The organism is Enterobacter cloacae complex sp. HYC074_NIDB, assembly GCF_056673345.1.
This window is the reverse complement of record NZ_CP114214.1, coordinates 3,943,341-3,967,070: the sequence shown is the minus strand read 5'-3', so window position 1 is coordinate 3,967,070 and position 23,730 is coordinate 3,943,341. Positions and strand designations below refer to the sequence as shown.

The following is a 23,730-nucleotide window of genomic DNA, read 5'->3' as shown; positions in this document are numbered from 1 at the left end:
GGGGAGTTAAGTCGCACTACGCCTGTACATCCTTCTCGGATGTCCAATCTTACCGTACAGCATCTCCACCGTCAGAAAACCCACCTCCACGCAGTGTTCCAGATAGCGCCGGGTGGTGGTTTTACTCAGGCCCGTCTCGCTCACCACCTCATCCACCGTAAAACAGTGCGCCGCCTTGTTGTTAAACAGCATTTGCACCCGCGCCAGCGTGTTCTCCTCTATCCCTTTGCTGCCGTTGTCCAGGCGATAGTTTTTCGCCTGTAACTGATAGAGTGAATCCACGTTCTGCTGGTCGACAATCTTCCAGACGCGCTGCTGTTCGGCAAACTGCACAAAACGCTCCAGCGACTGGCTGAGCCGCTTCCAGGAAACCGGCTTAAGGATATAGTCAAACGCGCCGTTACGAATGGCCTGGCTACAGGTGTCCATATCGCTGGCGGCGGTGATGAAAATCACCGAACAGTTGGCGCGGGTGAGCATCGGGTTGCTGATAAGGGTGATGCCTTTGCCGTCCGGCAGGTAGTTATCCAGCAGCATCAGCTTCGGCTGTTTGCTCTCCAGTTGTACCTGCGCGTCGGCCAGCGACGCGGCAATCCCCACCAGCCTCAGACGCGGATGTTTACCGATAAGCTCCGCGTGCAGTTGCGCCAGTTCGTTCTCGTCTTCAACAATCAGTACGTCGATAAGTTCATGTTGCATAGTCGGTATCTTCCAGTTCCTGTACGGGGTGCCGGGCCGTTCCCGTGGCGGGAATAAACAGTGAGAAAATGGCACCGCGTGGGGTGTTATCGGCAACTTCAATTGCACCGCGAGCCTGTGTGACATAGCTTTCAATCAGATACAGGCCAATGCCATGATCGCCGCGCGTTTTGGTGGTGATGCCGCGCTCAAAGATCCGGTCGCGGATCTCCGGTGTGATGCCGACGCCCTGGTCGGCGACTTCAATAATCAGTTCCTGCTCGTTCAGCTTTATCAGCACGTCCACCGGGGCATGCGGGAGCGGTGCACGCTGGGTCGCTTCAATGGCGTTATCCAGCAAGTTCCCGATGATCGAGATAAGTTCCGATTCGAGCAGCGGCAGGAACGGTTTATCCACCCGGCAGGCCGGATCGAAACTCAGCTCAACGCCTTTTTCACGCGCGCGGGCGGCCTTTCCAAGCAGCAAACCACACAGCGTCGGAGAGCTAAAGCGGGACGAGATAAAGTCCAGCAGCTCCTGAGCGTGTTCCGACTGCGCCTGTATATAGCGAATTGCCTCGTCATAACGGCCCATATGCAGCAGGCCGGACAGCGTAGTCATGCGGTTCAGCTGTTCATGGCGCATGATGCGCAGGTTATCAACGTAGCGCTTCACCTGGCTGAGCTGGGCGCTGAGCGAGTCGATCTCGTTGCGATCGCGAAAGGTGATCACCCAGCCCTGCAATGCATCTTCCAGCATTATCCGCACCCGGCTGGCAATGACCGTGAGATCGTTAAAGCGACAGATCTCATCGTGGGTGTCTTTCGCAAGCATGGTTTGCGCGTTGAAGAACGGGACGGGCGCGATCACCTGGCTGATGAGTTGACCCCGCAGTTCGCGGGCGGGCTGGCGTAAGCCTAATAATTTACGCGCCGCCTGGTTGATCACCTCAATGCGGAGATCGTCATCGATGGCAATCACCCCTTCATAAATGGATTCCATCATTGCCTTTTGCTGGCGCACCAGCAGGCCGATTTCGCGCGGCTCCAGAGAGAATATCTGCTTCTTGATGCTGCGGGTGAAGAACCAGGAGAAAATAAACAGGGCGATAAGCAGCAGCACGGCGGCAATCAGGATATTAACCACCTTGCTGACGGTGATGGTGTCCAGATAGCTTGTGAGATAGCCTACCGAAACAATCCCCACCACCTGCCCGGCATCATTAAAAATGGGCGCTTTGCTGCGCAGTGAAATGCCTAACCCGCCCTTGCGGATGGTGATGGTGCTTTTGCCGTGTAATACCTCGTCGTTATCTCCGCCAACCAGCGTTTTGCCTACCCGGTCGGCAAACACGGAGTGGAAAAGATGCAGCCCCTTATTGTCACCAATCACAATAAAACTGGCGTCGCTGCGGGCGGCTATTTTCTGCATAAAGTCATGGATGCCCTGGATATCCTTTTGTTCGACTTCTTTTCGCAGGGTTGGAATAAGCGCAATTTCTTCAGCCTGTATTTTTGCGCGCGCGCTCATTTCCTGATAAAGCTGCCTGCCGACATCGACATAATAATATCCGCCCAGTAATGCGAACAGCACTGAGAAAAAGGCGACCAGCGAAATAAACAGCTTGATCTGAAACGATACTTTCATAACTATCACGCGAGATATCAACAGGTCGGCTGAATATATCATCTTTTAAGGCCAGGATGCCGGCTTTGCCGAAAACTTGTGATCCCTTGCACAGCGCAGCCTGTAAAAGATTTTTCCAAAAGTCTCATCCTCTTAAGGTTAAATGAATAAATGTTAATTCTTTGTTCAGTTAAGAAAAGAAACCATAAAAACCACGGCAATAAATAAGGCATAAATCACATTAAATAAAAGAAACCATTAAAACCATAGCGTCCATTAAAACTTCGCTTTTAATATGCCATCCCTCACATAAAGTAAGCCTTTGTGACTCTAAGCTGAACGCACAAAATAACTAAGGGGCTTATTATGAGCACAACTGACGATTCATTCTCTGTTACCCACGACCCGATTGATATTCAGCGGCCATCGCTCAAAGAGCGCTGGTGGCATATTATGGATACCTGGAAAATCGGCATTATACCTCTGCCGCTGTTCGTTCTGGCGGGCGCGCTGATTGCGATTGATTGCCTGGGCGGAAAACTACCGAGCGACATTGTGGTCATGGTGGCCACGCTGGCCTTCTTCGGCTTTGCCTGCGGTGAATTCGGCAAACGCCTGCCGATTGTCGGCAAGCTCGGCGCGGCGGCAATTTGCGCCACCTTTATCCCTTCCGCGCTGGTCTATTACGGCCTGCTGCCGGATGTAGTAGTGGAATCCACCACTAAGTTCTATAAATCCACCAACATTCTTTATCTCTATATCTGCTGCATTATCGTCGGCAGCATCATGAGTATGAACCGCACCGTGCTGATCCAGGGCTTCCTGCGCATCTTCTTCCCGATGCTGTGCGGTGAAATCGTCGGCATGATTGTCGGCATGGGTGTTGGGCTGGCGCTGGGCCTCGAGCCGTTCCAGATCTTCTTCTTTATCATTCTGCCGATCATGGCGGGCGGCGTCGGGGAAGGGGCGATCCCGCTCTCTATCGGCTATGCCACCCTGTTGCATATGGATCAGGGCGTGGCGCTCGGCCGCGTACTGCCGATGGTGATGCTCGGCGGCCTGACGGCGATCATTATCTCCGGTTGCCTCAACCAGCTCGGGAAACGCTACCCGCACCTGACCGGTGAAGGCCAGCTGATGCCTAACCGCGCCAATGCCGATGCCACCGTTTCTCAGCCTGCGTTCTCCGGCAAGGCGGACGTGACCACGATCGCCTCCGGCGCGCTGCTGGCGGTGCTGCTCTACATGCTGGGCATGCTCGGCCACAAGCTGATCGGCCTGCCTGCGCCGGTCGGCATGCTGTTTATGGCGGTGCTGGTGAAGCTCTGCAACGGTGCCTCTCCGCGTCTGCTGGAGGGTTCCCAGGTGGTGTACAAATTCTTCCAGACCTCTGTGACCTACCCGATTCTCTTTGCCGTTGGCGTGGCCATCACCCCATGGCATGAACTGGTGGCCGCCTTCACGCTGACCAACCTGCTGGTGATTATCAGCACCGTCTCCGCGCTGGTGGCAACCGGGTTCTTCGTCGGCAAAAAGATTGGTATGCACCCGATTGATGTCGCCATCGTCTCCTGCTGCCAGAGCGGCCAGGGCGGTACTGGTGACGTGGCGATCCTGACCGCAGGCAACCGCATGAGCCTGATGCCGTTCGCCCAGATTGCTACCCGTATCGGCGGGGCGATTAACGTCTCCATCTCTCTGCTGATTCTGGGCAACTTCCTCGTTTAAGTTTTCAGGAAAGAACAATGAAACTCGCAAGCTTTTTATACCAGGGAAAACGCAGCTACGGCATCGTTCAGGCCGACGGCGTGATTGATTTAGGCCGCCGCCTCGGCGAACGCTATGGCGACCTTAAAGCGCTGTTGCAGGGGAACGGGCTGGCGCAGGCCACCCGATTCCTGAACGACGCGGTGGACGTGCCGCTGAACGCCATCACCTTCTTACCGGTGATTGTACAGCCGGAAAAAATCCTCTGCGTGGGCATGAACTATGCCGACAAGCGCAAGGAGTTTGACCAGCACAACCCGGCCCCGACGCTGTTTGTCCGCTTCCCGGACTCACAGACCGGCCACAACGAGCCGGTGCTGAAGCCGCGCCACTCCAGCGAGTTCGACTACGAAGGCGAGCTGGCGGTGATCATCGGCAAAGGCGGGGAGAACATCAGCCGCGACGACGCCCTGCGCCACGTGGCGGGCTACAGCTGTTACATGGACGGCTCCGCCCGCGACTGGCAGCACACCTGGTTCACCGCCGGGAAAAACTGGCGGCAGACCGGGGCGTTCGGCCCGTGGATGGCGACGGCGGATGAGATCCCCGATCCGCACCAACTGGCAATCCGCACCTGGCTGAACGGCCGCATGGTGCAGGAAGACAACACCAGCAGCATGATCCACAAGGTGGCGGAGCTGATCGAGTACATCAGCACCTTCACCCGCTTAAGTCCTGGCGACGTGATCATTACCGGCTCACCTGGCGGCGTGGGTAAAAAGCGCAACCCGCCGCTGTTTATGAAGGAAGGGGATCGCATTGAGGTGGAGATCGAGCATATCGGTCATCTGAGCAACGTGATCGTGGAAGCGCCAGCCGTCGGGCTCGCGGCGGCACACTGAGTAAGGCAGCAGCATGCAATCGCAACCCATCGATTTTCGCCACACGCTGGTGGCGAAACACCCGGAACGCTTAAGCCAGATCCGCTACCTGCTGGCAGACAGCGGCCTTGGCCTGGACAACGACATCACGCTGTTTGTCGAAGCCTGGTCCGGCGCGCAGCTGGTGGGTTGCGCCGGGCTGGCTGCCAACGTCATCAAATGCGTGGCGGTCAACGAGCAGCTTCGTGGGGAAAACCTCAGCGCGCGTCTGCTGGCAGAGGTGGAAAATGCGGCGCTGGAGCGCGGCCATTTTCACCTCTTCCTCTGCACCCGTCCGTGCAATAAGGAGCGCTTTGGCCGCAGCGGTTTCTGGCCGATTGCCCAGAGCGGGAACAACGCGGTGCTAATGGAGAACACCCCGCAGGGGATCGCGCGCTACTGCCGTACCTTAAGCCGGATGCGAAGGGGCGGGGAAAAAATTGGTGCCATTGTGATGAACGCCAACCCATTCACCCTCGGCCACCGTCATCTGGTGGAGCAGGCGGCGGCGCAGTGCGATGCCCTGCATCTGTTTGTGGTGCGTGAAGACGCCTCGTTCTTCCCGTTCAGCGCGCGCCTTGAGATGGTGCGCGCGGGCGTGGCGCATCTGCCGAACGTGGTGGTGCATGAAGGCTCGCAGTACATCATCTCCCGCGCCACGTTTCCGGCCTACTTCCTGAAGGAGACCGGCAAAGTGCAGCAGGCGTGGAGCGAGATCGACGTGCTGATCTTCCGGGACTTTATCGCCCCGGCGCTGGGCATCACGCACCGCTTCATCGGCTCGGAGCCGTTCTGCGATATCACCCGCCAGTACAACCAGACGCTGCACGACCTGCTGGCCTCGCATATTGACGTGGTGGAGATGCCGCGCATCAAGGCCACCGGCAACGCCATTTCGGCCTCGGAAGTGCGCCGTTTACTCAAGACACAGCAGTTTTCCCGGATCCGGGAGATTGTCCCGGACTCCACCTTCGCGCACCTCGAAGCACATTATCGTGCGAGTGCGGAAGTCGCATAACTATCAGGAATTTATCATGAATATTGTAAGGGAGGCGCTGGCCGGAACGCAGGAGTCCAGCGACCTGATGGTGAAAATCGCCCCCGCTCACGGTGAGCTGGAGATCGTCATCCACAGCGAAGTGATTAAGCAGTTTGGCGAGCAGATTCGCCAGGTGGTCAACGACACATTGCGCGCCATGAACGTGCACCAGGGATTAATCATTATTGAAGACAAAGGGGCGCTGGACTGTGTTATTCGCGCCCGCCTGCAAAGCGCGCTTCTGCGTGCCGCCGATGAACAGGCCATCAACTGGGAGGCGCTGAAATGAGCAAACTCCGCCGCAGTATGCTGTTCCTGCCGGGCGCCAATGCCGCCATGCTCTCTACCGCCTTTATCTACCGCCCCGACTCCATCATGTTTGACCTTGAGGACGCCGTGGCCCTGCGCGAGAAAGACACCGCACGCATGCTGGTGTTCCACGCGTTGCAGCACCCGATGTATCAGGATATTGAAACCGTGGTGCGTATTAACCCGCTGAGCACGCCGTTTGGCCTGCTGGATCTGGAGGCCGCCGTGCGGGCAGGCGTGGACGTGATCCGCCTGCCAAAAACCGACACCCCGGACGACATCTACGAGCTGGAAGGCCACCTCGAGCGCATTGAGCAGGCGTGCGGCCGCGAGGTGGGTTCCACCCGCGTGATGGCGGCGATTGAATCGGCCATTGGCGTCATCAACGCCGTGGCGATTGCCCGCAGCTCTCCGCGCCTCATCGGCATTGCGCTGGCCGCCTTTGACTACGTGATGGACATGCAGACCGAGCGCGGCGACGGCACCGAGCTGTTCTACGCCCGCTGCGCCGTACTGCACGCCGCCCGCGCGGCAGGCATCGACGCCTTCGACGTGGTGTGGTCAGACGTTAACGATGAAGCCGGGTTCCTGCGCGAGGTCGACCTGATCCGCAAGATGGGCTTTAACGGCAAATCGCTGATTAACCCGCGCCAGATAGACCTGCTGCACAACGCCTACGCCCCGACACGGGAAGAAGTGGAACACGCGAAACGGGTGATTGAGGCGGCAGAAGAGGGCGAGCGTAACGGCCTGGGCGTGGTGTCGCTCAACGGCAAAATGGTGGATGCACCGATTATTAACCACGCGCAGGTGGTGCTGGAGCGCGCGGCGGCCTCCGGCGTGCGTCGGTAAGGATGACATAATGAATCAGACAGAACTTCTCCATATGAATTTCCCCCATCTGCGGGATCTGAAACCCTTTGATACCGCCCACAGCGCGACGCCGTGGCTGGCTGACAGCGAGGCGAAGCACAGTCGCAAGCTCTGCGCCTCTATTGAAGAGGCGGTTAAGCGCTGCGGCTTGCAGGACGGGATGACCATCTCCTTCCACCACGCCTTTCGCGAAGGCGACCGGGTGATCAACACCGTCGTGGCGCTGCTGGCGCGGATGGGCTTCAAAAATCTGACCCTGGCTTCCAGCTCGCTGATGACCTGCAACGACGCGCTGATCGAGCATATCGAAAGCGGCGTCATCACCCGGATTTACACCTCCGGCATGCGCGGCAGGCTGGCGGATGCCATCTCTCACGGGCTGATGGAGGAGCCGGTACAAATTCACTCCCACGGCGGGCGCGTGAAGCTACTCCAGGACGGCGAACTGAACATCGACGTGGCGTTTCTCGGCGTGCCGTGCAGCGATGAGTTTGGCAACGCCAACGGCACGCACGGCAAATCGTGCTGCGGCTCGCTGGGCTACGCGATGGTGGACGCGCAGTTTGCCCGTAAGGTGGTGCTGCTGACCGAAGCGCTGGTGCCGTTCCCCAATATGCCCGCCAGCCTGGTGCAGGATCAGGTGGACTACATCGTGCAGGTGGAGAGCGTGGGCGACCCGGCGAAAATCAGCGTCGGCGCAGCGCGCGTCACCAGCAACCCGCGCGAGCTGATGATTGCCCGCTATGCGGCGGACGTGATTGAACACTCCGGCTACTTCAAACCGGGCTTCTCGATGCAGACCGGCTCCGGCGCGGCGGCCACCGCCTGCACCCGCTTTATGGAAGAGAAGATGGAGCGCAGCGGCGTGAAAGCGCGCTTTGCGCTCGGCGGCATCACCGGCAGCCTGGTGGATCTGCACGAGAAGGGGCTCATCGAAAAGCTGCTCGACACCCAGTGCTTTGACGGCCAGGCGGCGGCCTCGCTGGCGCGCAACCCGAACCACGTGGAGATCTCCACCAACGTCTACGCCAACCCCGGCAGCAAGGCGGCAAGCTGCGACCAGCTCGACGTGGTGATCCTCAGCGCCCTGGAAATCGACGTCGACTTTAACGTCAATGTCATCACCGGCTCCGACGGCGTGATGCGTGGCGCATCCGGCGGACACTGCGACGTGGCGGCGGCAGCCAACCTGACCATTGTGGTCGCGCCGCTGCTGCGAAGCCGCATCCCGACCGTCGTGAAGCGCGTTACCACTCGCCTCACGCCGGGGGAGAGCATTGACGTGCTGGTCACCGACCACGGTATTGCGGTCAACCCGGCGCGCCCGGAGATCCGCGAACGACTCATGGAAGCAGGGATGAAGGTTGTAGATATCAACGCGCTGTATGAGCGAGCGATTTCGTTGACAGGCGTACCGAAACCGATTGAGTTCACCGACAAAATCGTCGGGGTGATCCGCTACCGCGACGGCAGCGTGATCGACACTGTGCGACAGGTGAAGGAGGAAGTATGACTTTTGCGACACCCGTGCGGGCGGGTGTCAGCCTGGAGGAACTGCTGGCGGCGAAAGAGCGCCGCGCAGCCCGCCAGGCTGACTGGCTTACGCACTATCAACAACCGGTGATCTCCCTCACGCTGGTCACGCCCGGGGAAATCAAAGACAGCCTGCGCTACCGCAACACCATGGGGGTGGCGTTACAGATGTGCGACCAGCTGCTGTGGGAAAACCGCTGGCAGGTGCTGGACCGCCAGGTGCTCTGGCTACCCACCGGACCTGAAGCGCTGTGGTGCGTCGCGCATCCGGCGGCGGAAATTAAGGCGCACTGTGCAGAACTGGAGCAGACGCACCCGCTCGGCAGACTGTGGGATCTGGACGTGATCTGCCCTGAAAACGGCCTCGTGGGCCGTCAGTCGCTGGGTTCACACCTCAGACGCTGTCTGATTTGCGACGAGCCCGCCCACGCCTGTTCCCGTTCGCGCCACCATCCCGTTGAGCAGGTGGTTTCCCGCGTGGAGAAGATGATCGATGACTGGTTTGCTCGCGACTAAACCGCGCCCGGTTGACGTGCCTGCGCTTGCCGAAGCGGCGCTGTGGCAGGAGCTGGAGCTGACGCCCAAGCCGGGGCTGGTGGACAGGCTCAATAACGGCTCGCATCGGGATATGGACCATGCCTTGTTTGTCCGCAGCATTATGGCGATTACGCCGTGGTTTGCCCGGTTTGCGGAACTGGGTGAAGCACATGCGGCCAAACCTGCCGATCGGCAGTTGCGGATTCTCCGCCCAATGGGAATGGCCTGCGAGCAGGCAATGTACGCCGCCACGGGCGGGGTAAATACCCACAAGGGCGGTATTTTTGCTCTTGGTTTGCTCTGCTTCGCCGCCGGTCGTGTGAAAAATAACTCTGCGGATAGCCTCTGTTGTGAGGTAAGTAACATCTGTCGCGGGCTGGTGGCGCGGGAGCTGGCCGGGCGCAGCGGGCAGGCAACGGCGGGGGAGCGGCAGTTTCAGCATTACGGCTTAACCGGGGCGCGAGGCGAGGCGGAGAGCGGCTTTGCGACGGTGCGTAAGGCGCTGGGGCAGTGGAACGGACAGTTGCTTCACGACCTGCTGTTGCGCCTGATGGCGGTCAATCAGGACAGTAATCTCGTGTCACGCGGCGGCATTCAGGGGCTGCGCTATGTTCAGGGCTACGCGCGGGAACTGCTGGCTAACGGCTGGGATCGCGAGGCGTTGCTTAAGATGGATAAGGCACTGATTGAACGAAACCTGAGTCCGGGCGGCAGCGCGGATTTGCTGTCGGTGGGGTGGGTGCTGTCTGCTATAAAATAGCCGGGTGGCGGCTACGCCTTACCCGGCCTACGGTCTGGTTTTGTAGGCCCGGTAAGCGCAGCGCCACCGGGCACAACAATCAATGCGCGATCGGCTGCGCACCATTCGGCACGCGAACATGCTTGTACTTGAACAGCGCGATGAACGCGAAGAACAGCACCAGCGAGTACCCGGCGAAGATCAGCCACACCGGCTGCCAGTCTGTAATGCCGTTGGTGGTGTACATCTCAACCACTTTACCGCTTACCACGCCGCCCAGAATACAACCGAAGCCGTTGGTCATCATCAGGAACATGCCCTGCGCACTGGCGCGGATTTCAGGCTTCACCTCTTTTTCCACAAACACCGAGCCGGAGATGTTGAAGAAGTCGAAGGCACAGCCGTAAACAATCATCGACAGAACCAGCAGCACGGTGCCGAACGCGCTTGGGTCGCCATAGGCGAACAGACCGAAGCGCAACATCCAGGCGGCGATACTGATCAGCATGACGTTCTTGATGCCGTAGCGGCTCAGGAAGAACGGGATGGTCAGGATGAACAGCGTCTCGGAGATCTGCGAGATGGACATCATCACCGACGCGTGTTCGACGATAAAGCTCCCGGCAAACAGCGGATCGTTATCGAAGCTGTGCAGGAAGGTATTACCGAACATGTTGGTGATTTGCAGTTCCGCGCCCAGCAGCATGGAGAAGATAAAGAAGATCGCCATGCGCTTGTTTTTGAACAGTGCGAAAGCGTCCAGGCCAAGCATGGTGCTCCAGCTCTGGTTTTTCTGCTGGTTAGACACCGGAATGGTGGGCAGCGTCAGGGTGAACAGCGCCAGCAGCACGGAGAGCGCGGCACCAATATACAGCTGCATATGGCTCAGCTCGAAGCCCGCGAAGCTCACGCCCCACATCGCCATGATAAAGCCGATGGTGCCCCAGATACGGATAGGCGGGAAGTCGGTGACGATATCCAGTCCGGCAGATTTCAGGCGGTAGTAGGAGATGGTGTTGATCAGGCCAAGCGTTGGCATATACGCCAGCGAGTTAAGCAGGATCACCATAAACATCGCCCCCGGCGTGGTCACTTCGGCCGCCATAAACAGCGTCCCCGCACCCACCAGATGGCAAAGCATGTATAGCCATTTCGCACTTAACCATTTATCCGCCACGATACCGAGCAGCGTTGGCATGAAAACAGCCGCAATGCCCAGCGAGCTGTAAACGGCACCGATCGACGCACCATCGAACTTGAGCGTCACAAACATATAGGAGCCGAGTGTAGTCAGCCAGCTACCCCACAGGCAGAACTGCAGAAACGACAAGATTTTAAGCTGCAGCTTAAGGTTCATGTTACTTTCCTCACAAGTGAGCGGGAGATATGTTGTTATAGGAACATTCAGGGTTGTTATTTGATGCAATTCTATCAGTTGGCAACGTTATGTTTTGTTACCTCCCGCAAAAAAATGCAATCCACATTAATTTGCAGTCTGGATTGTGATGCAAATAGCATTTTCGTATGGGTGGGGTGGAGTGAGTGCGGCCTGATGCCCCCTCACCCTAACCCTCTCCCCAAAGGGGAGAGGGAACTTGAACACCCTCTCCCCAAAGGGAAGAGGGCAGGGTGAGGGGTGGTGTTGGTTTTTAGCGGCGACGATAGTTCTTCTGCGCCGTATTCACCTTATACAGATAGCGGCGGGATTCCGCAGACGGGTGGCGGGTGGTGAGGGTAGCGTACACATCCCCCGGCGCCATGCTGTTGATGATGTTCGCGGCCTGCACTTTGTCATTCGAGAAGACGCGCAGCACGCTGCCCGCCCCGCCGTTGTAGGCGGTGATCACCGCATAGCGACGTGAAGTTGGGTTATCAATCCCGCCGAGATAGACATTGTTCAGCATCGCCAGATAGGCCGTGCCGGTATCAATGTTGCTCTGCGGGTCAAACAGGTAGCTGCGGCTCGGCGTGCCGGATTTCCCCTGCGCGCGGAACACGTCTTTACCGGCGCTGTGCTGCACAACCTGCATCAGCCCCAGCGCGTCGGAACGGCTTACCGCGTAGGGGTTGAACGAGGACTCGGTCTGCATAATCGCCAGGATAAGCGACTCATCCACGCCATACTTACGCGACGCCTGACGCACCATGCCCAGATACTTATGCGCACGCTTGTCGAGGTGGTTCGGCACCAGGTTGATGGTGACGCTGTAGATCACTTTCAGGCCGTTGGTACGGCTTTTCAGGCGCGTTTGCAGCAGATAGTCGGCAAATTTCGTGGCGCGGCCTTCCCAGCGGATCGGCTGACCGGTCTGGTCAACGACCTGGCCATACAGGAACGGCTCTTTGGAGATGGTGATGTCATCGGCATCAGAGTAGAGGTCGATAGACCCCGGATCGTCGCCCATCAGCAGGGTTTTAATGATGGCCTGACGTAAATGCGCCGCAGGTTCAGTCCCCGCGATGGTTTCAACCGTAATCGTACCGTCATCAAAGTTGATGTGGCTACGGGTCTGATAGGCGTCGGTATACTTAACGTAGTCCTTCGGTCCGGCAATAAGAACTTCGTTAAATCCCCATATGTTCTCGATGTTGTGGGCAAACTGCCCCATCAAAATGTCAAAACCGTTGGTGTCCTTGACCCAGGCTTCGTTGTATTCATCGCCTTTTTTGGAAGAACAAGACACAAGCAACGGCGCAACAAGGGCTAGCGCTAAAAGTTTTTTCATCATTCCGGGAGTGCGTGTTGTGTTTGCTTTGGGGTTGCTGTTGCCGGGTGGCGCTGCGCTTACCCGACCTACAAAACCGTAGGCCCGTGCAAGCGCAGCGCCGCCGGGCAGCAGCTGCGCGTTATTATTTTTCCGGTGGCGTATAGCCTTCGATGTGGACGTCTTTACCCTCGAACAGGAAGTTCACCATCTCCTGTTCCAGCAGTTTGCGGTGTTCCGGGTTCATCATGCTGAGCTTTTTCTCGTTGATCAGCATGGTCTGTTTTTTCTGCCACTGTCCCCAGGCTTCTTTGGAGATCTCGTTGTAAATGCGCTTACCCAGGTCGCCCGGGTAGAGCTGGAAATCCTGGCCTTCAGCGTCGCGCTGTAGGAAAGTACAAAAAATGGTTCTGGCCATACTCATTCCTCTTTGTCTTGCCGATGCTAAACCATTGCACCGACACGTAATTGCTGTAACAGGCGCTCCACGGGAGCCGCCAGCCCGACTGATGGCGGTTGCGCTAAGTTATACCAGAGAGCGGTGCCTTCATCCATGCACGACGTGAATGAGGACACGGGAAGCCACATCGGCACAATGTCCAGATGGAAATGGCTGAAGGTATGACGGAACGCGTTGAGTTGCGTCAGGGTTTCGGCCGCAATGCCGCGCTGTTCAAGCCATGCCCGAAGCGAGGCTTCATCCTCAAACTGTGGGAAGCAGTATAGACCACCCCACAGGCCACTCGGCGGACGCTGAGCGAGAAACACCTCGTCGCCATGCTGCATCAGCAGCATGTACCCGGTGCGTTCAGGCAGCGTCTGCTTCGGTTTTTTCCCCGGATACTGCGCCCAGGTGTGGTTCGCATAGGCCACGCAGAGGTTGTTTACCGGGCAGAGTTCGCACTTCGGTTTTGAACGGGTACAGACCATCGCGCCCAGATCCATCATCGCCTGGTTAAAACGCTCCACCCCTTTCGCCGGAGTGACCGCTTCACTGATCTCCCACAGGCGTTTCTCAACCTCTTTCTTACCCGGCCAGCCATCTACGGCGTAGCAGCGTGCGAGCACGCGCTTGACGTTGCCGTCGAGAATAGGGAAATGTTTGCCTAAAGAGAGGGAGAGGATTGCGCCTGCGGTCGAACGCCCGACGCCGGGCAAATCCGCCACCTCGTCGAAGGTTTCCGGGAATTTACCGTTGTGGCGCGTCGCGACCTGCTGTGCGGCCTTGTGCAGGTTGCGCGCGCGGGCGTAATAGCCAAGCCCGGTCCACAGGTGCAGCACCTCGTCCAACGGGGCGTTCGCCAGATCGGTGACTGTCGGGAAGCGCGCCATAAAACGCTCGAAGTAAGGAATGACCGTCGCGACCTGCGTTTGTTGCAACATCACCTCGGAGAGCCATACTTTGTACGGCGTTTTTTCAATTTGCCAGGGCAGGGTTTTACGCCCGTATTTGTCGTACCAGTCCAGCACCAGGGCTGAAAATTGAGAGGCTTGCATGGTCATCGATTCGCTTAATCAGGGACGCAGATTGCAGCACAGCGTCAATCTGCTGTAAACCGGATCTTTCCCATGCTTGCATAGAAGCCTTAACTTTGGATAATGCCCGTTTCCCGAACATTCTCACAAGCAGACAACTCTTTTATGAAAAACGACGTCATTTCACCGGAATTTGATGAAAACGGTCGCCCGCTGCGCCGTATTCGCAGCTTTGTCCGCCGTCAGGGGCGCCTGACAAAAGGGCAGCAACACGCGCTGGACAACTACTGGCCGGTGATGGGCGTTGAGTTCAGCGAGCAACCGCTCGACTTCACCGACCTGTTTGGCCGCGACGCGCCAGTGACCCTGGAGATCGGCTTTGGTATGGGCACCTCGCTGGTCACTATGGCGAAAGCGCGCCCGGAGCAGAACTTCCTCGGTATTGAAGTACATTCGCCGGGCGTCGGCGCGTGCCTGGCAACGGCCCACGAAGAGGGCGTTGAGAACCTGCGCGTGATGTGTCACGACGCGGTGGAAGTGCTGCACAAAATGATTCCTGACAATTCTTTGAACATGGTTCAGCTCTTTTTCCCTGACCCATGGCACAAAGCGCGTCATAATAAACGCCGTATCGTTCAGGCACCGTTTGCCGAGCTGGTGAAAAGTAAGCTCAAGCTGGGCGGCGTTTTCCACATGGCAACCGACTGGGAACCTTATGCGGAACATATGCTGGAAGTGATGTCGTCCCTGGACGGGTATAAAAATCAGTCTGAAAGCAACGACTACGTACCGCGTCCGGATTCACGTCCGGTGACAAAATTTGAACAGCGTGGCCATCGTCTTGGTCACGGCGTATGGGACTTAATGTTCGAGAGGGTGAAATAATGGCAAAGAATCGTAGCCGTCGTCTGCGTAAAAAGATGCACATCGAAGAATTCCAGGAAGTGGGTTTCTCCGTTGCCTGGCGTTTCCCGGAAGGCACCAGCGTTGAGCAGATCGATCAGGACGTTGATGCGTTCATCAACGAGGTGATCGAGCCAAACAAGCTGGCCTTCGACGGTAGCGGCTATCTGGCGTGGGAAGGTCTGATTTGCACCCAGGAAGTGGGGAAATGCACCGAAGAGCATCAGGCGCTGGTACGCAAATGGCTTGAAGACCACAAACTGGAAGATGTCCGCGTTAGCGAACTTTTCGACGTTTGGTGGGACTAATAAAGCAAGAACGGGGCCAGCATTAGCTGGCCCATTTTGTCTGAGGGAGTGTTTAAGATGCGCAAAACGTTGCTGGCTGTTGCTTTACTGGCAATCGGATCCACCGCCCATGCGGAGTATAAATGTAGCGTCACCCCGCGTGATGACGTGGTGCTGAGTCCGCAAACCGTGCAGGTTAAGGGCGAGAATGGCAATCTGGTGATTACGCCGGATGGCAACGTGACCTTTAACGGCAAACCGCAAAACCTGACGGCCGCCCAGCGCGAGCAGGCGATGGACTACCAGGCCGAGTTGCGTACCGCGCTGCCCTGGATCAACGATGGCGCGCTGACCCGCGTTGAAAAGAGCCGCGTGGCGCTGGATAAAATCATCACCAAAGAGGTGGGGGAGAGCAGCAATATGCGCACCCGCCTGACGAAGCTGGATAAACAGCTGAAAGAGCAGATGAACCGTATTATCGAGACGCGCTCTGATGGCCTGACGTTCCACTATAAGGCGATCGATCAGGTGCGTGCCGACGGTCAGCAGCTGGTGAACCAGGCGATGGGCGGCATTCTCCAGGACAGCATCAACGAGATGGGCGCCAAAGCGGTGCTGAAGGGTGGCGGTAATCCTTTGCAGGGTGTACTGGGTAGTCTGGGCGGACTGCAAACCTCGATTCAGAACGAGTGGAAGAATCAGGAAGCCGATTTCCAGCAGTTCGGCAAAGACGTGTGTAAGCGCGTGGTGTCGCTGGAAGACAGCCGGAAGGCGCTGGTGGGGACGCTGAAGTAATTCACTTAGCCCCTCACCCTAACCCTCTCCCCAAAGGGGCGAGGGAATGTTTGCCCCCTCTCCCTTTCAGGGAGAGGGCCGGGGTGAGGGTTGCAGCGCTTGCAGCGTTTCAAGGATCCTTTCTAACACCGCCTCTTCGTTATTCCAGAGTTCGTTGTTCCAGAATCGAATAACGTGCCAGCCCTTATGGTTTAACCACAATGTCCTTTGTCGATCGTATTCCAGCTTTTCATCATGTTGTCCGCCATCTAGCTCAACGGCCAGCCGAGCCGCGCAACAGGCGAAATCCAGAATGTAGTGACCTACCGGGTGCTGTCGGCGAAATTTATAATTTTCGAAACGGCGGCTGCGCAGTAAATACCAAAGCCGCCTTTCTTCCTGTGTCAGCTCGCGTCTGAGCTGTTTTGCATAAGAACGAGTAATTTCCATCCCCACACTCTGCCAGCCTTTCCCTCAGCCAGCAGAACGGGATGTAAAATCCTGAATCAGCCTTCAGGATTTTCAGCGAGGAACAACTCAAGAAGGGAGTTCAGGAACAGCTTGCCGTGCTCGGTGATCTGCCAGGACACATCACACTCGGTCAGGTACCCCTGCGCCAGCGCCTCGTCAATCTGCGGGCGAATCACTGACTCCGGCAGCCCGGTATAACGCGTAAATTCCGCGCGCGGAGCGGCTTCCAGCAGACGGAAGCGGTTCATAAAGAACTCAAACGGCTTATCCACCGCCTCGACGTCGTGCTGACGCTCCAGGTAGCGGCCTTCCATATACCCGCGTGGATGACGCGTTTTGGCGGTACGCAGAATGCGTCCGTCCGGGAAGGTCACCTTGCCGTGCGCACCGCAGCCAATTCCGAGATAGTCGCCAAAACGCCAGTAGTTCAGATTGTGCTGACACTGATAGCCCGGCTTCGCATACGCCGACGTTTCGTATTGCTGATATCCCGCCGCGGTCAAAAGCTGGTGGCCCTGCTCGAAGATATCCCACAGCGCGTCGTCGTCCGGCAGCACCGGCGGGCGCGAACCAAACAGGGTGTTCGGTTCAATGGTCAACTGATACCACGACAGATGCGGCGGGTTCAGTTCAATCGCCTGACGCAAATCGTCCAGCGCTTCTTCGAGCGACTGATCCGGCAGGCCGTGCATCAGGTCGAGGTTAAAGCTGCGCAGCCCAAGCCCCGTTGCCAGGTTTGCCGCGCGCTTTGCCTCTTCCGGGCCGTGAATGCGCCCCAGACGCTTCAGCTTTGGCTCGCTAAAGCTCTGCACGCCGATAGAGATACGGTTCACGCCCGCACGCTGGTACTCGACAAAACGGTCGGCCTCAACGGTGCCGGGGTTGGCTTCCATCGTAATTTCAGCATCCGCTGCCAGGTTCAGGCGTGCGCGCACACCGTCCAGCAGCGTCTGCATCGCCGGGCCTGAAAGCAGGCTCGGCGTACCGCCACCAATAAAAATGGTCTTCACTTCACGTCCCTGTGCGTACGGTACATCGGCATCCAGATCGGCCAGCAGATGCGCGACGTAATCATCGTGCGGCACTTCACCCTTCAGCGCGTGCGAGTTGAAATCACAGTACGGACATTTCTGCACGCACCATGGGATGTGAATATAAAGACTCAGAGGCGGCAAATTAGCCATTACGCAGTGCTTCCAGTAACAGTTTCAGGGCGCGTCCACGGTGGGAGATCGCGCTTTTCTCTTCGCGGGTGAGTTCCGCAGCGGTTTTGCCCTCGGTCGGGACAAAGAAAATCGGGTCGTAACCAAAGCCGCCGTTGCCCGCCGCTTCACGGGTGATCACGCCCGGCCAGCTGCCGTGGCAGACAATCGGCGTGGGATCTTCCGCGTGACGCATGTAGACCAGCACGCAGTGGAACTGCGCGGTACGCTGTTCGTCAGGAACGTCTTTCAGGGCCACAAGCAGCTTTTCCAGGTTCTGCTGGTCGGTGGCGTCCGGCCCGGAATAGCGGGCGGAGTAAATCCCCGGCGCACCGCCCAGAAAATCCACGGCCAGACCGGAATCATCGGCAATCGCGGGCAGGCCGGTTACCTGCGCCGCATGGCGCGCTTTCAGAATGGCGTTTTCGATAAACGTCAGGCCGGTCTCTTCGGCGGAGTCCACGCCCAGTTCGGTCTGAGCCACCACGTCCAGCCCAAAATCATTTAATAGCGAGGCCAGCTCGCGCACTTTACCGGCGTTACCGGTGGCGAGAACAACTTTCTGCATGGTTTAGTCCTGTTCTGTCAGAGCCGCGACTTCCGTCGGGATAGATTGCGGGTTAAGGATTTTTACCTGTTTATGCCGGCCAAGTTCACCTTTCTCAATGATGACCTGGCTTTTAGCGACGCGAAACTGTTTAGCCAGATATTTGGTCAGATGCGCATTCGCCTGGCCGTCAACCGGCGGGGCCGTGATGGCGACTTTTAGCTCGTCGCCATGCAGCCCAACAATACTGTCGCGGCTGGCTTTCGGCTGAATGTACAGCCGTAAAACCAGCCCGTCGGCGCAGGGGCTAACTGCACTCATAACGCCATCCACAGCCCCGGCAGCAGCATATTACCCGTCGCCTGTAACAGTTCCGCGATACCCATATTCAGCACGTACAGCAGCAGAACGAGAAGCATCGGCGAGAAGTCGATTCCGCCCATCGCAGGCAGCAGGCTACGAATTGGACGCAGCAACGGTTCCGTCAGCTGAATCAACGCGTACTCCACCGGGCTACGGCCCCGGCTTACCCAGCTCATGATCGCCATCACCAGCAGGACCCAGAAGATCAGCGAGCCGACGGTTTTAACCAGGATCAGAACGGCTGAAATCCAGATAATCGGCTGGAAAGTGATGACCATAAACAGCACGATCGCTTTGATAACGCTCAGAATAAACGCCATCAGCAGAGATGAACTGTCAATCGGCCCCATTGCCGGAATGATGCGGCGAAGCGGCCCCACAATGGGCTGCGTGATTTTCACGATAAATTGTGAGAATGGATTGTAAAAATCACAACGGGCCCACTGCATCCAGACGCGCAACAGCAGCGCCATCGTATACAGTTCAATGACCGTTGAAAGCAGGAAAGTCAACGTCTTCATGGCGTTCCTCAGGTTTCCTTATTATTGGGGGTAATCGCGCGCACCGAAAATTGCCGTGCCGATGCGCACCATGGTGCTGCCTGCCGCGATGGCGGCTTCCATATCATCCGACATGCCCAGAGAAAGCGTGTCTACCGTGTCATAGCGCGCTTTAAGCGCCTCAAATGCTACAGCCATTTGCTGTGCTACGGCAAACTGCCTTTCATAACTTGACTCTGGCGCCGGGATAGCCATCAGCCCGCGCAGGGTTAAGCGCGGCAGCGCCGCCACGTCCGCCGCCAGCGCATCCAGTTCGCTCAGCGTAATGCCGGACTTGCTGTTTTCATCGCTGATGTTGATTTGAATTAGCACGTTAAGCGCTGGCATCTCAATAGGGCGCTGGTCGCTCAAACGGGTAGCGATACGCAGACGATCGATGGTGTGACACCAGTCGAAGTGCTCTGCTACCAGACGGCTTTTGTTCGACTGTAGCGGACCGATAAAGTGCCATTGCAGGTCTGCATTTCCCCGTTCCCGGAAAGCGAGAATCTTATCTACGCCTTCCTGCACATAGTTTTCACCAAAGGCACGATGACCGGCGGCTATCGCTTCTGCGATGGCGCTCGCAGGCTTGGTTTTGCTGACTGCAAGCAATGTAATTTCTTCTGGAGCACGGCCGCAACGCGTTGCCGCGGCTGAGATTTTGTCCCGGACCTGTGCCAGGTTATGCGCAATGTCGTTCATTTTCCGAGGAGTTGTCTATGGATGTGGAAGAAATTGTGGCCCTTAGTGTAAAGCATAACGTCTCCGATCTACACCTGTGCAGTGATTCACCACCGCGCTGGCGCAGGTCAGGCCGTCTTGAACCTGCGCCGTTTCCGCCCCCGGATGTGGAGGCGTTATTAAAATCGTGGCTCAACGATGAACAGCAGGGCGCATGGTGGGCAAATGGGCAGGTGGATTTTGCCGTTACCCTCGCAGACCGTCAGCGCCTGCGCGGCAGTGCGTTTAAGCATATGCACGGCGTTTCGATCGCGCTGCGCCTGATGCCGCTGACGTGCCCGCAGCTCTCTGCGTTAGGTGTGCCGCGAGCGATCCCGGAGCTTTTGTCCAATGACAATGGCCTGATTCTGGTCACCGGCGCCACCGGCAGTGGGAAATCGACCACCCTGGCCGCGATGGTCGATTTCCTCAATCACCAGACGGACGGGCATATTCTGACCCTGGAAGATCCGGTGGAGTTTATGTACCAGAGTGAACGTTGCCTGATCCAGCAGCGGGAGATAGGCCTGCACAGCCCGTCCTTTGCCGAGGCCCTGCGCAGCGCGCTGCGTGAAGATCCGGATGTGATTCTGCTTGGTGAGCTGCGCGACAGCGAGACGATACGCCTGGCGCTGACGGCGGCGGAAACCGGCCATCTGGTGTTGGCCACGCTGCACACGCGCGGTGCGGCGCAGGCGATCGAGCGCCTGGTCGATACCTTTCCGGCGCAGGAGAAAGATCCGGTGCGTAATCAGCTGGCGGGAAGCCTGCGTGCGGTTCTGGCGCAGAAGCTGCGTCAGGATGTCCAGGGCGGGCGCGTGGCGCTGTATGAGCTACTGGTGAATACCTCGGCGGCGGCAAACCTGATCCGCGAAGGCAAAACCTGGCAACTGCCGGGCATTATTCAAACGGGGCAGCAGGCGGGAATGCAGAACTTTGAGCAGAGTCTGGCGGAGCGACGGGCGCAGGGGCGGCTGTAGACCCCGGCGCTCAGTAACCCTGGTCGAAATAGCTTTCGAGGATAATGACGGCTGAAGCTGAATCCACGCTGCCTTTGTTCAACGCCCGGAAGCCACCGTGCTCGAACAGGCCAGCGCGTGCCTCGACGGTGCTCAAACGTTCATCGTGCAGCTTAACGGAGACACCAAAGCGGCCATGGATTTTGTTCGCGAACTTGCGCGCGCGGGCGGTAAGCGGCTGCTCGGTGCCGTCCATGTTCAGCGGCAGACCGACAATCACGTCGTCCGGCTGCCACTCTTTGAGCAAGCGCTCAATAAGGTTCCAGTCCGGCGTGCCGTCGTTAGCTTTCAGCGCAGTGAGCGGGCGAGCGGTGCCGGTGATCCGTTGACCCACAGCGACGCCGATGCTTTTGGTGCCGAAGTCGAAGGCGAGAAGGGTGCCGCTCATTACGCGTGCCCCGCAACGCCAGGCATGGTCAGAATATCAATGCCAATCAGTTTTGCCGCGTCACGCCAGCGATCGGCGATAGGGGTTTTAAACAGGATATTCATATCCGCAGGGGCCGTCAGCCAGGCGTTGTCCAGAATTTCTTGTTCCAGCTGCCCTTTTTCCCAGGAGGCGTAACCGAGCGCAACCAGCACCTCAGAAGGCTGACTGGCAGTGCCCAGCGTTTCAAGCACATCGCGAGAGGTGGTGACGACGGTGTTATCGGAGATACGAATGCTGGACGAGAAAACCGGCGGGGTATGCAGGATAAAACCACGATCTTCTGCAAGCGGGCCGCCAAGCATCACCGGTTTATCAAGACGGATTTCCGGCAGCCGCGCTTCAGAAGGGATTTTCAGCTTGTCCAGAATCCCTTCAACCTGAAGGTTTTCCAGCGGCTTATTGATGATAATCCCCATCGCGCCGTCTTCGTTGTATTCACAAATATAGACCACGGCGCGGCGGAAAATCGGATCCTGGAGAGCAGGCATGGCAATAAGAAAGTGATGCTGTAAATTCATTGTCAGAGGTACTGTTTCCTGGTTTAAAAAGCGACAGCGCCCAGTATGGGGATAAACACAGGCGCTGTCACAGGTTATTTCTGTAAACGTTTTTCGATAGCGTCCATCAGCATTCCGGTGATCGAGATCGGGAATTCCGCTTCGATTTCACGAATGCAGGTTGGGCTGGTGACGTTCACTTCGGTCAGACGATCGCCGATGATATCGAGGCCAACGAAGATCAGGCCTTTGGCTTTAAGCGTAGGGCCGACGCGGCGGGCAATTTCCCAGTCGCTTTCGCTTAACGGACGCGGTTCGCCACGGCCGCCAGCCGCCAGGTTGCCACGGGTTTCCCCTCCCTGCGGAATACGCGCCAGGCAGTAAGGCACCGGCTCGCCGTCTACGACCAGCACACGCTTGTCGCCGTCTTTAATGGCCGGCAGATAGTTCTGTGCCATACAGTAGCGGGTTCCCAGCTCGGTCAGCGTTTCGGCAATCACGCCAATGTTCGGATCGCCCTCTTTCACCCGGAAGATCGACGCGCCGCCCATGCCGTCCAGGGGTTTCATGATGATGTCGCCGTGCTTCTGCCAGAATTCTTTCAGCTGCGTTTTGCTGCGGGTGACGAGCGTTTCCGGCGTCAGGTCAGAGAACCATGCGGTATAGAGCTTCTCGTTGCAGTCGCGCAGGCTCTGCGGCTTGTTGACGATCAGCGTGCCTTTCTCTTCGGCACGCTCAAGGATATAGGTGGAATAAATGTATTCGGTGTCGAACGGCGGATCTTTACGCATCAGGATGACGTTGAGGTCGGCCAGGGCAATATCCTGCTCGGTACCGAATTCGTACCATTTTTCGTAGTTCTGCTCGACGTTAACGATGCGGGTGCGTGCGCGGGCTTCACCGTTGATCAGGTAAAGATCGTTCATCTCCATGTAGTGGAGTTCATAGCCGCGACGCTGCGCTTCCAGCAGCATAGCGAAGCTGGAGTCTTTCTTGATGTTAATGTTTGCGATGGGGTCCATCACGATGCCGAGCTTAATCATCTTCTTCTCCGGTTATGGGTCTTTGCTTCAACCCAGATCGCCAAATCGCACCTGTAGCGCGGTAATGGCGGTGAGTGCCGTTGTCTCAGTGCGCAGAACGCGAGGTCCCAACAGAATATCAGTAAACTGGTAACGCGCCGTCATGGCAATTTCGTCAGCCGACAGGCCGCCTTCCGGGCCAATCAGCAGGCGTACACGCTCAACGGGCAGCGGCAGCGTATTGATGCTGGCGCTGGCGCGCGGATGAAGATTGAGCTTAAGCCCGCTTTCCTCTTCTGCACACCAGTCCTCCAGATCCATCGCCGGGCGGATCTCCGGGATACGATTGCGGCCGCTCTGTTCGCAGGCCGCAATGGCAATTTTTTGCCACTGCTGGATCTTTTTGTTCAGACGTTCCGCATCCAGTTTAACGCCGCAGCGCTCAGAAAAAAGTGGCGTAATGAGGCTTACACCCAGTTCAATGGATTTCTGAATGGTGAACTCCATCTTTTCCCCACGCGACATCACCTGGCCCAGGTGAATGTGCAGCGGCGATTCCCGGTCATCCACGTCGCCACGCAGCACCTTCACGTGCACGCTTTTTTTATCGGCGCGCGTAATTTCAGCGTCGAAAATCTGATTAGAGCCGTCAAAGAGCTGAATCGCCTGGCCTGCACCCATGCGCAGCACGCGGCCTACATGGTTTGCGGCATCATCAGACAGGGCGATTTCGCCGCCTGGGGTAATCAGTTCAGGGTGATAGATGCGAGGGATGCGCATAGTCAGAAATTCCATGTGTCATGCGATATA

General features: G+C 57.6%; 28 protein-coding genes. 12 read left to right on the top strand and 16 right to left on the bottom strand.

The genetic code is table 11. The features are described 5' to 3' along the window. Positions 1–6: 6 nt before the first annotated feature. Positions 7–699: a response regulator gene (locus O1724_RS19325; protein WP_003862448.1), complete on the bottom strand. Its 693-nt coding sequence runs from the start codon at positions 697–699 to the stop codon at positions 7–9. Continuing rightward, the gene (locus O1724_RS19320) at positions 689–2,326 is read right to left on the bottom strand and encodes an ATP-binding protein (RefSeq protein WP_032660305.1); all 1,638 of its coding nucleotides are present in this window, start codon (positions 2,324–2,326) and stop codon (positions 689–691) included. Before O1724_RS19320 ends, O1724_RS19325 begins: the two co-directional genes overlap by 11 nt. 345 nt (positions 2,327–2,671) lie before the next feature. Between O1724_RS19320 and O1724_RS19315 the strand changes: the two genes are divergently transcribed. The 8 genes from O1724_RS19315 to citG are packed head-to-tail and all read left to right on the top strand — an operon-like array spanning position 2,672 to position 9,983. Then, entirely contained in the window at positions 2,672–4,033 is a 1,362-nt protein-coding gene (locus O1724_RS19315) for a 2-hydroxycarboxylate transporter family protein (protein ID WP_022651841.1), read from the top strand. A 17-nt stretch (positions 4,034–4,050) separates the two neighbouring features. After that, a complete protein-coding gene (locus O1724_RS19310) occupies positions 4,051–4,914 on the top strand; it encodes a fumarylacetoacetate hydrolase family protein (protein ID WP_126296858.1) in 864 nt (287 codons plus the stop codon). Positions 4,915–4,927: 13 nt separating this feature from the next. Next, positions 4,928–5,950 carry a [citrate (pro-3S)-lyase] ligase gene (gene citC / locus O1724_RS19305; protein WP_023314831.1) on the top strand — a complete coding sequence of 341 codons (1,023 nt, stop codon included), beginning with the start codon at positions 4,928–4,930 and terminating at the stop codon, positions 5,948–5,950. 16 nt (positions 5,951–5,966) lie between these two features. Continuing rightward, complete coding sequence (citD, locus tag O1724_RS19300; RefSeq protein WP_126296857.1) at positions 5,967–6,260, top strand: citrate lyase acyl carrier protein; 294 nt, start codon at positions 5,967–5,969, stop codon at positions 6,258–6,260. Continuing rightward, positions 6,257–7,132, top strand: coding sequence for a citrate (pro-3S)-lyase subunit beta (gene citE / locus O1724_RS19295; protein ID WP_003862436.1), 876 nt, complete (start codon positions 6,257–6,259; stop codon positions 7,130–7,132). Before citD ends, citE begins: the two co-directional genes overlap by 4 nt. Before the next feature lie 10 nt (positions 7,133–7,142). Further along, on the top strand, positions 7,143–8,666 hold the full coding sequence (gene citF, locus O1724_RS19290; RefSeq protein WP_023314829.1) for a citrate lyase subunit alpha: 1,524 nt from the start codon (positions 7,143–7,145) through the stop codon (positions 8,664–8,666). Continuing rightward, entirely contained in the window at positions 8,663–9,202 is a 540-nt protein-coding gene (gene citX / locus O1724_RS19285; protein ID WP_023314828.1) for a citrate lyase holo-[acyl-carrier protein] synthase, read from the top strand. The genes citF and citX overlap by 4 nt, the downstream gene beginning before the upstream one ends. Next, entirely contained in the window at positions 9,180–9,983 is an 804-nt protein-coding gene (gene citG / locus O1724_RS19280) for a triphosphoribosyl-dephospho-CoA synthase CitG (protein ID WP_045332870.1), read from the top strand. The genes citX and citG overlap by 23 nt, the downstream gene beginning before the upstream one ends. A 79-nt stretch (positions 9,984–10,062) precedes the next feature. On the opposite strand, the gene O1724_RS19275 is transcribed toward citG, so the two are convergent. From O1724_RS19275 to mutY, 4 genes are all read right to left on the bottom strand, one after another. Then, positions 10,063–11,319 (bottom strand): nucleoside permease, encoded by a 1,257-nt coding sequence (locus tag O1724_RS19275; protein ID WP_003862429.1) that lies wholly within the window; start codon positions 11,317–11,319, stop codon positions 10,063–10,065. A 292-nt stretch (positions 11,320–11,611) separates the two neighbouring features. Further along, on the bottom strand, positions 11,612–12,688 hold the full coding sequence (gene mltC, locus O1724_RS19270) for a membrane-bound lytic murein transglycosylase MltC (protein WP_003862427.1): 1,077 nt from the start codon (positions 12,686–12,688) through the stop codon (positions 11,612–11,614). Between the two features lie 124 nt (positions 12,689–12,812). Next, positions 12,813–13,085 carry an oxidative damage protection protein gene (locus tag O1724_RS19265; RefSeq protein WP_003862425.1) on the bottom strand — a complete coding sequence of 91 codons (273 nt, stop codon included), beginning with the start codon at positions 13,083–13,085 and terminating at the stop codon, positions 12,813–12,815. Positions 13,086–13,111: 26 nt separating this feature from the next. Continuing rightward, positions 13,112–14,164 carry an A/G-specific adenine glycosylase gene (mutY, locus tag O1724_RS19260; RefSeq protein WP_176691007.1) on the bottom strand — a complete coding sequence of 351 codons (1,053 nt, stop codon included), beginning with the start codon at positions 14,162–14,164 and terminating at the stop codon, positions 13,112–13,114. 144 nt (positions 14,165–14,308) lie between these two features. Here mutY and trmB point away from each other — a divergent pair, with 144 nt between their 5' ends. The 3 genes from trmB to O1724_RS19245 are packed head-to-tail and all read left to right on the top strand — an operon-like array spanning position 14,309 to position 16,128. Then, positions 14,309–15,028, top strand: a complete 720-nt coding sequence (gene trmB / locus O1724_RS19255; protein WP_015571843.1) for a tRNA (guanosine(46)-N7)-methyltransferase TrmB — start codon at positions 14,309–14,311, stop codon at positions 15,026–15,028. Next, positions 15,028–15,354, top strand: coding sequence for a YggL family protein (locus O1724_RS19250; RefSeq protein ID WP_003862421.1), 327 nt, complete (start codon positions 15,028–15,030; stop codon positions 15,352–15,354). The genes trmB and O1724_RS19250 overlap by 1 nt, the downstream gene beginning before the upstream one ends. Before the next feature lie 57 nt (positions 15,355–15,411). Further along, on the top strand, positions 15,412–16,128 hold the full coding sequence (locus O1724_RS19245) for a YggN family protein (protein WP_003862419.1): 717 nt from the start codon (positions 15,412–15,414) through the stop codon (positions 16,126–16,128). 66 nt (positions 16,129–16,194) lie between these two features. Here O1724_RS19245 and O1724_RS19240 read toward each other — a convergent pair whose 3' ends face one another. Genes O1724_RS19240 through O1724_RS19215 form a run of 6 tightly spaced genes read right to left on the bottom strand, consistent with a single transcriptional unit; the run spans position 16,195 to position 19,934 of the window. Further along, complete coding sequence (locus tag O1724_RS19240; RefSeq protein ID WP_023295414.1) at positions 16,195–16,557, bottom strand: endonuclease domain-containing protein; 363 nt, start codon at positions 16,555–16,557, stop codon at positions 16,195–16,197. Positions 16,558–16,613: 56 nt separating this feature from the next. Then, positions 16,614–17,762: a radical SAM family heme chaperone HemW gene (gene hemW, locus O1724_RS19235; RefSeq protein ID WP_045332868.1), complete on the bottom strand. Its 1,149-nt coding sequence runs from the start codon at positions 17,760–17,762 to the stop codon at positions 16,614–16,616. Then, a complete protein-coding gene (locus tag O1724_RS19230; protein ID WP_022651831.1) occupies positions 17,755–18,348 on the bottom strand; it encodes an XTP/dITP diphosphatase in 594 nt (197 codons plus the stop codon). The genes hemW and O1724_RS19230 overlap by 8 nt, the downstream gene beginning before the upstream one ends. A 3-nt stretch (positions 18,349–18,351) precedes the next feature. Beyond that, the gene (yggU, locus tag O1724_RS19225) at positions 18,352–18,648 is read right to left on the bottom strand and encodes a DUF167 family protein YggU (protein WP_003860023.1); all 297 of its coding nucleotides are present in this window, start codon (positions 18,646–18,648) and stop codon (positions 18,352–18,354) included. Further along, entirely contained in the window at positions 18,645–19,211 is a 567-nt protein-coding gene (locus O1724_RS19220) for a YggT family protein (protein WP_003860024.1), read from the bottom strand. Before O1724_RS19220 ends, yggU begins: the two co-directional genes overlap by 4 nt. Before the next feature lie 21 nt (positions 19,212–19,232). Further along, positions 19,233–19,934, bottom strand: a complete 702-nt coding sequence (locus tag O1724_RS19215) for a YggS family pyridoxal phosphate-dependent enzyme (RefSeq protein WP_032610102.1) — start codon at positions 19,932–19,934, stop codon at positions 19,233–19,235. Positions 19,935–19,951: 17 nt separating this feature from the next. Between O1724_RS19215 and O1724_RS19210 the strand changes: the two genes are divergently transcribed. Next, positions 19,952–20,932, top strand: a complete 981-nt coding sequence (locus O1724_RS19210; RefSeq protein WP_126296856.1) for a type IV pilus twitching motility protein PilT — start codon at positions 19,952–19,954, stop codon at positions 20,930–20,932. A gap of 10 nt (positions 20,933–20,942) precedes the next feature. Here O1724_RS19210 and ruvX read toward each other — a convergent pair whose 3' ends face one another. The 4 genes from ruvX to rsmE all read right to left on the bottom strand — a co-directional run bounded on the left by ruvX (position 20,943) and on the right by rsmE (position 23,700). Further along, positions 20,943–21,359 carry a Holliday junction resolvase RuvX gene (ruvX, locus tag O1724_RS19205; RefSeq protein ID WP_003860030.1) on the bottom strand — a complete coding sequence of 139 codons (417 nt, stop codon included), beginning with the start codon at positions 21,357–21,359 and terminating at the stop codon, positions 20,943–20,945. Continuing rightward, positions 21,359–21,919 carry a YqgE/AlgH family protein gene (locus tag O1724_RS19200; RefSeq protein WP_100154209.1) on the bottom strand — a complete coding sequence of 187 codons (561 nt, stop codon included), beginning with the start codon at positions 21,917–21,919 and terminating at the stop codon, positions 21,359–21,361. Before O1724_RS19200 ends, ruvX begins: the two co-directional genes overlap by 1 nt. A gap of 74 nt (positions 21,920–21,993) precedes the next feature. Beyond that, positions 21,994–22,941, bottom strand: a complete 948-nt coding sequence (gene gshB, locus O1724_RS19195; RefSeq protein WP_003860032.1) for a glutathione synthase — start codon at positions 22,939–22,941, stop codon at positions 21,994–21,996. A gap of 27 nt (positions 22,942–22,968) precedes the next feature. Beyond that, entirely contained in the window at positions 22,969–23,700 is a 732-nt protein-coding gene (rsmE, locus tag O1724_RS19190; RefSeq protein ID WP_003860033.1) for a 16S rRNA (uracil(1498)-N(3))-methyltransferase, read from the bottom strand. Positions 23,701–23,730: the final 30 nt, after the last annotated feature.

Bases quoted from the DNA above. Each gene is read 5' to 3' on its own strand.
- O1724_RS19325 (WP_003862448.1), bottom strand. From the start codon at position 699: ATGCAACATGAACTTATCGACGTACTGATTGTTGAAGACGAGAACGAA.
- O1724_RS19320 (WP_032660305.1), bottom strand. From the start codon at position 2,326: ATGAAAGTATCGTTTCAGATCAAGCTGTTTATTTCGCTGGTCGCCTTT.
- O1724_RS19315 (WP_022651841.1), top strand. From the start codon at position 2,672: ATGAGCACAACTGACGATTCATTCTCTGTTACCCACGACCCGATTGAT.
- O1724_RS19310 (WP_126296858.1), top strand. From the start codon at position 4,051: ATGAAACTCGCAAGCTTTTTATACCAGGGAAAACGCAGCTACGGCATC.
- citC (WP_023314831.1), top strand. From the start codon at position 4,928: ATGCAATCGCAACCCATCGATTTTCGCCACACGCTGGTGGCGAAACAC.
- citD (WP_126296857.1), top strand. From the start codon at position 5,967: ATGAATATTGTAAGGGAGGCGCTGGCCGGAACGCAGGAGTCCAGCGAC.
- citE (WP_003862436.1), top strand. From the start codon at position 6,257: ATGAGCAAACTCCGCCGCAGTATGCTGTTCCTGCCGGGCGCCAATGCC.
- citF (WP_023314829.1), top strand. From the start codon at position 7,143: ATGAATCAGACAGAACTTCTCCATATGAATTTCCCCCATCTGCGGGAT.
- citX (WP_023314828.1), top strand. From the start codon at position 8,663: ATGACTTTTGCGACACCCGTGCGGGCGGGTGTCAGCCTGGAGGAACTG.
- citG (WP_045332870.1), top strand. From the start codon at position 9,180: ATGACTGGTTTGCTCGCGACTAAACCGCGCCCGGTTGACGTGCCTGCG.
- O1724_RS19275 (WP_003862429.1), bottom strand. From the start codon at position 11,319: ATGAACCTTAAGCTGCAGCTTAAAATCTTGTCGTTTCTGCAGTTCTGC.
- mltC (WP_003862427.1), bottom strand. From the start codon at position 12,688: ATGAAAAAACTTTTAGCGCTAGCCCTTGTTGCGCCGTTGCTTGTGTCT.
- O1724_RS19265 (WP_003862425.1), bottom strand. From the start codon at position 13,085: ATGGCCAGAACCATTTTTTGTACTTTCCTACAGCGCGACGCTGAAGGC.
- mutY (WP_176691007.1), bottom strand. From the start codon at position 14,164: ATGCAAGCCTCTCAATTTTCAGCCCTGGTGCTGGACTGGTACGACAAA.
- trmB (WP_015571843.1), top strand. From the start codon at position 14,309: ATGAAAAACGACGTCATTTCACCGGAATTTGATGAAAACGGTCGCCCG.
- O1724_RS19250 (WP_003862421.1), top strand. From the start codon at position 15,028: ATGGCAAAGAATCGTAGCCGTCGTCTGCGTAAAAAGATGCACATCGAA.
- O1724_RS19245 (WP_003862419.1), top strand. From the start codon at position 15,412: ATGCGCAAAACGTTGCTGGCTGTTGCTTTACTGGCAATCGGATCCACC.
- O1724_RS19240 (WP_023295414.1), bottom strand. From the start codon at position 16,557: ATGGAAATTACTCGTTCTTATGCAAAACAGCTCAGACGCGAGCTGACA.
- hemW (WP_045332868.1), bottom strand. From the start codon at position 17,762: ATGGCTAATTTGCCGCCTCTGAGTCTTTATATTCACATCCCATGGTGC.
- O1724_RS19230 (WP_022651831.1), bottom strand. From the start codon at position 18,348: ATGCAGAAAGTTGTTCTCGCCACCGGTAACGCCGGTAAAGTGCGCGAG.
- yggU (WP_003860023.1), bottom strand. From the start codon at position 18,648: ATGAGTGCAGTTAGCCCCTGCGCCGACGGGCTGGTTTTACGGCTGTAC.
- O1724_RS19220 (WP_003860024.1), bottom strand. From the start codon at position 19,211: ATGAAGACGTTGACTTTCCTGCTTTCAACGGTCATTGAACTGTATACG.
- O1724_RS19215 (WP_032610102.1), bottom strand. From the start codon at position 19,934: ATGAACGACATTGCGCATAACCTGGCACAGGTCCGGGACAAAATCTCA.
- O1724_RS19210 (WP_126296856.1), top strand. From the start codon at position 19,952: ATGGATGTGGAAGAAATTGTGGCCCTTAGTGTAAAGCATAACGTCTCC.
- ruvX (WP_003860030.1), bottom strand. From the start codon at position 21,359: ATGAGCGGCACCCTTCTCGCCTTCGACTTCGGCACCAAAAGCATCGGC.
- O1724_RS19200 (WP_100154209.1), bottom strand. From the start codon at position 21,919: ATGAATTTACAGCATCACTTTCTTATTGCCATGCCTGCTCTCCAGGAT.
- gshB (WP_003860032.1), bottom strand. From the start codon at position 22,941: ATGATTAAGCTCGGCATCGTGATGGACCCCATCGCAAACATTAACATC.
- rsmE (WP_003860033.1), bottom strand. From the start codon at position 23,700: ATGCGCATCCCTCGCATCTATCACCCTGAACTGATTACCCCAGGCGGC.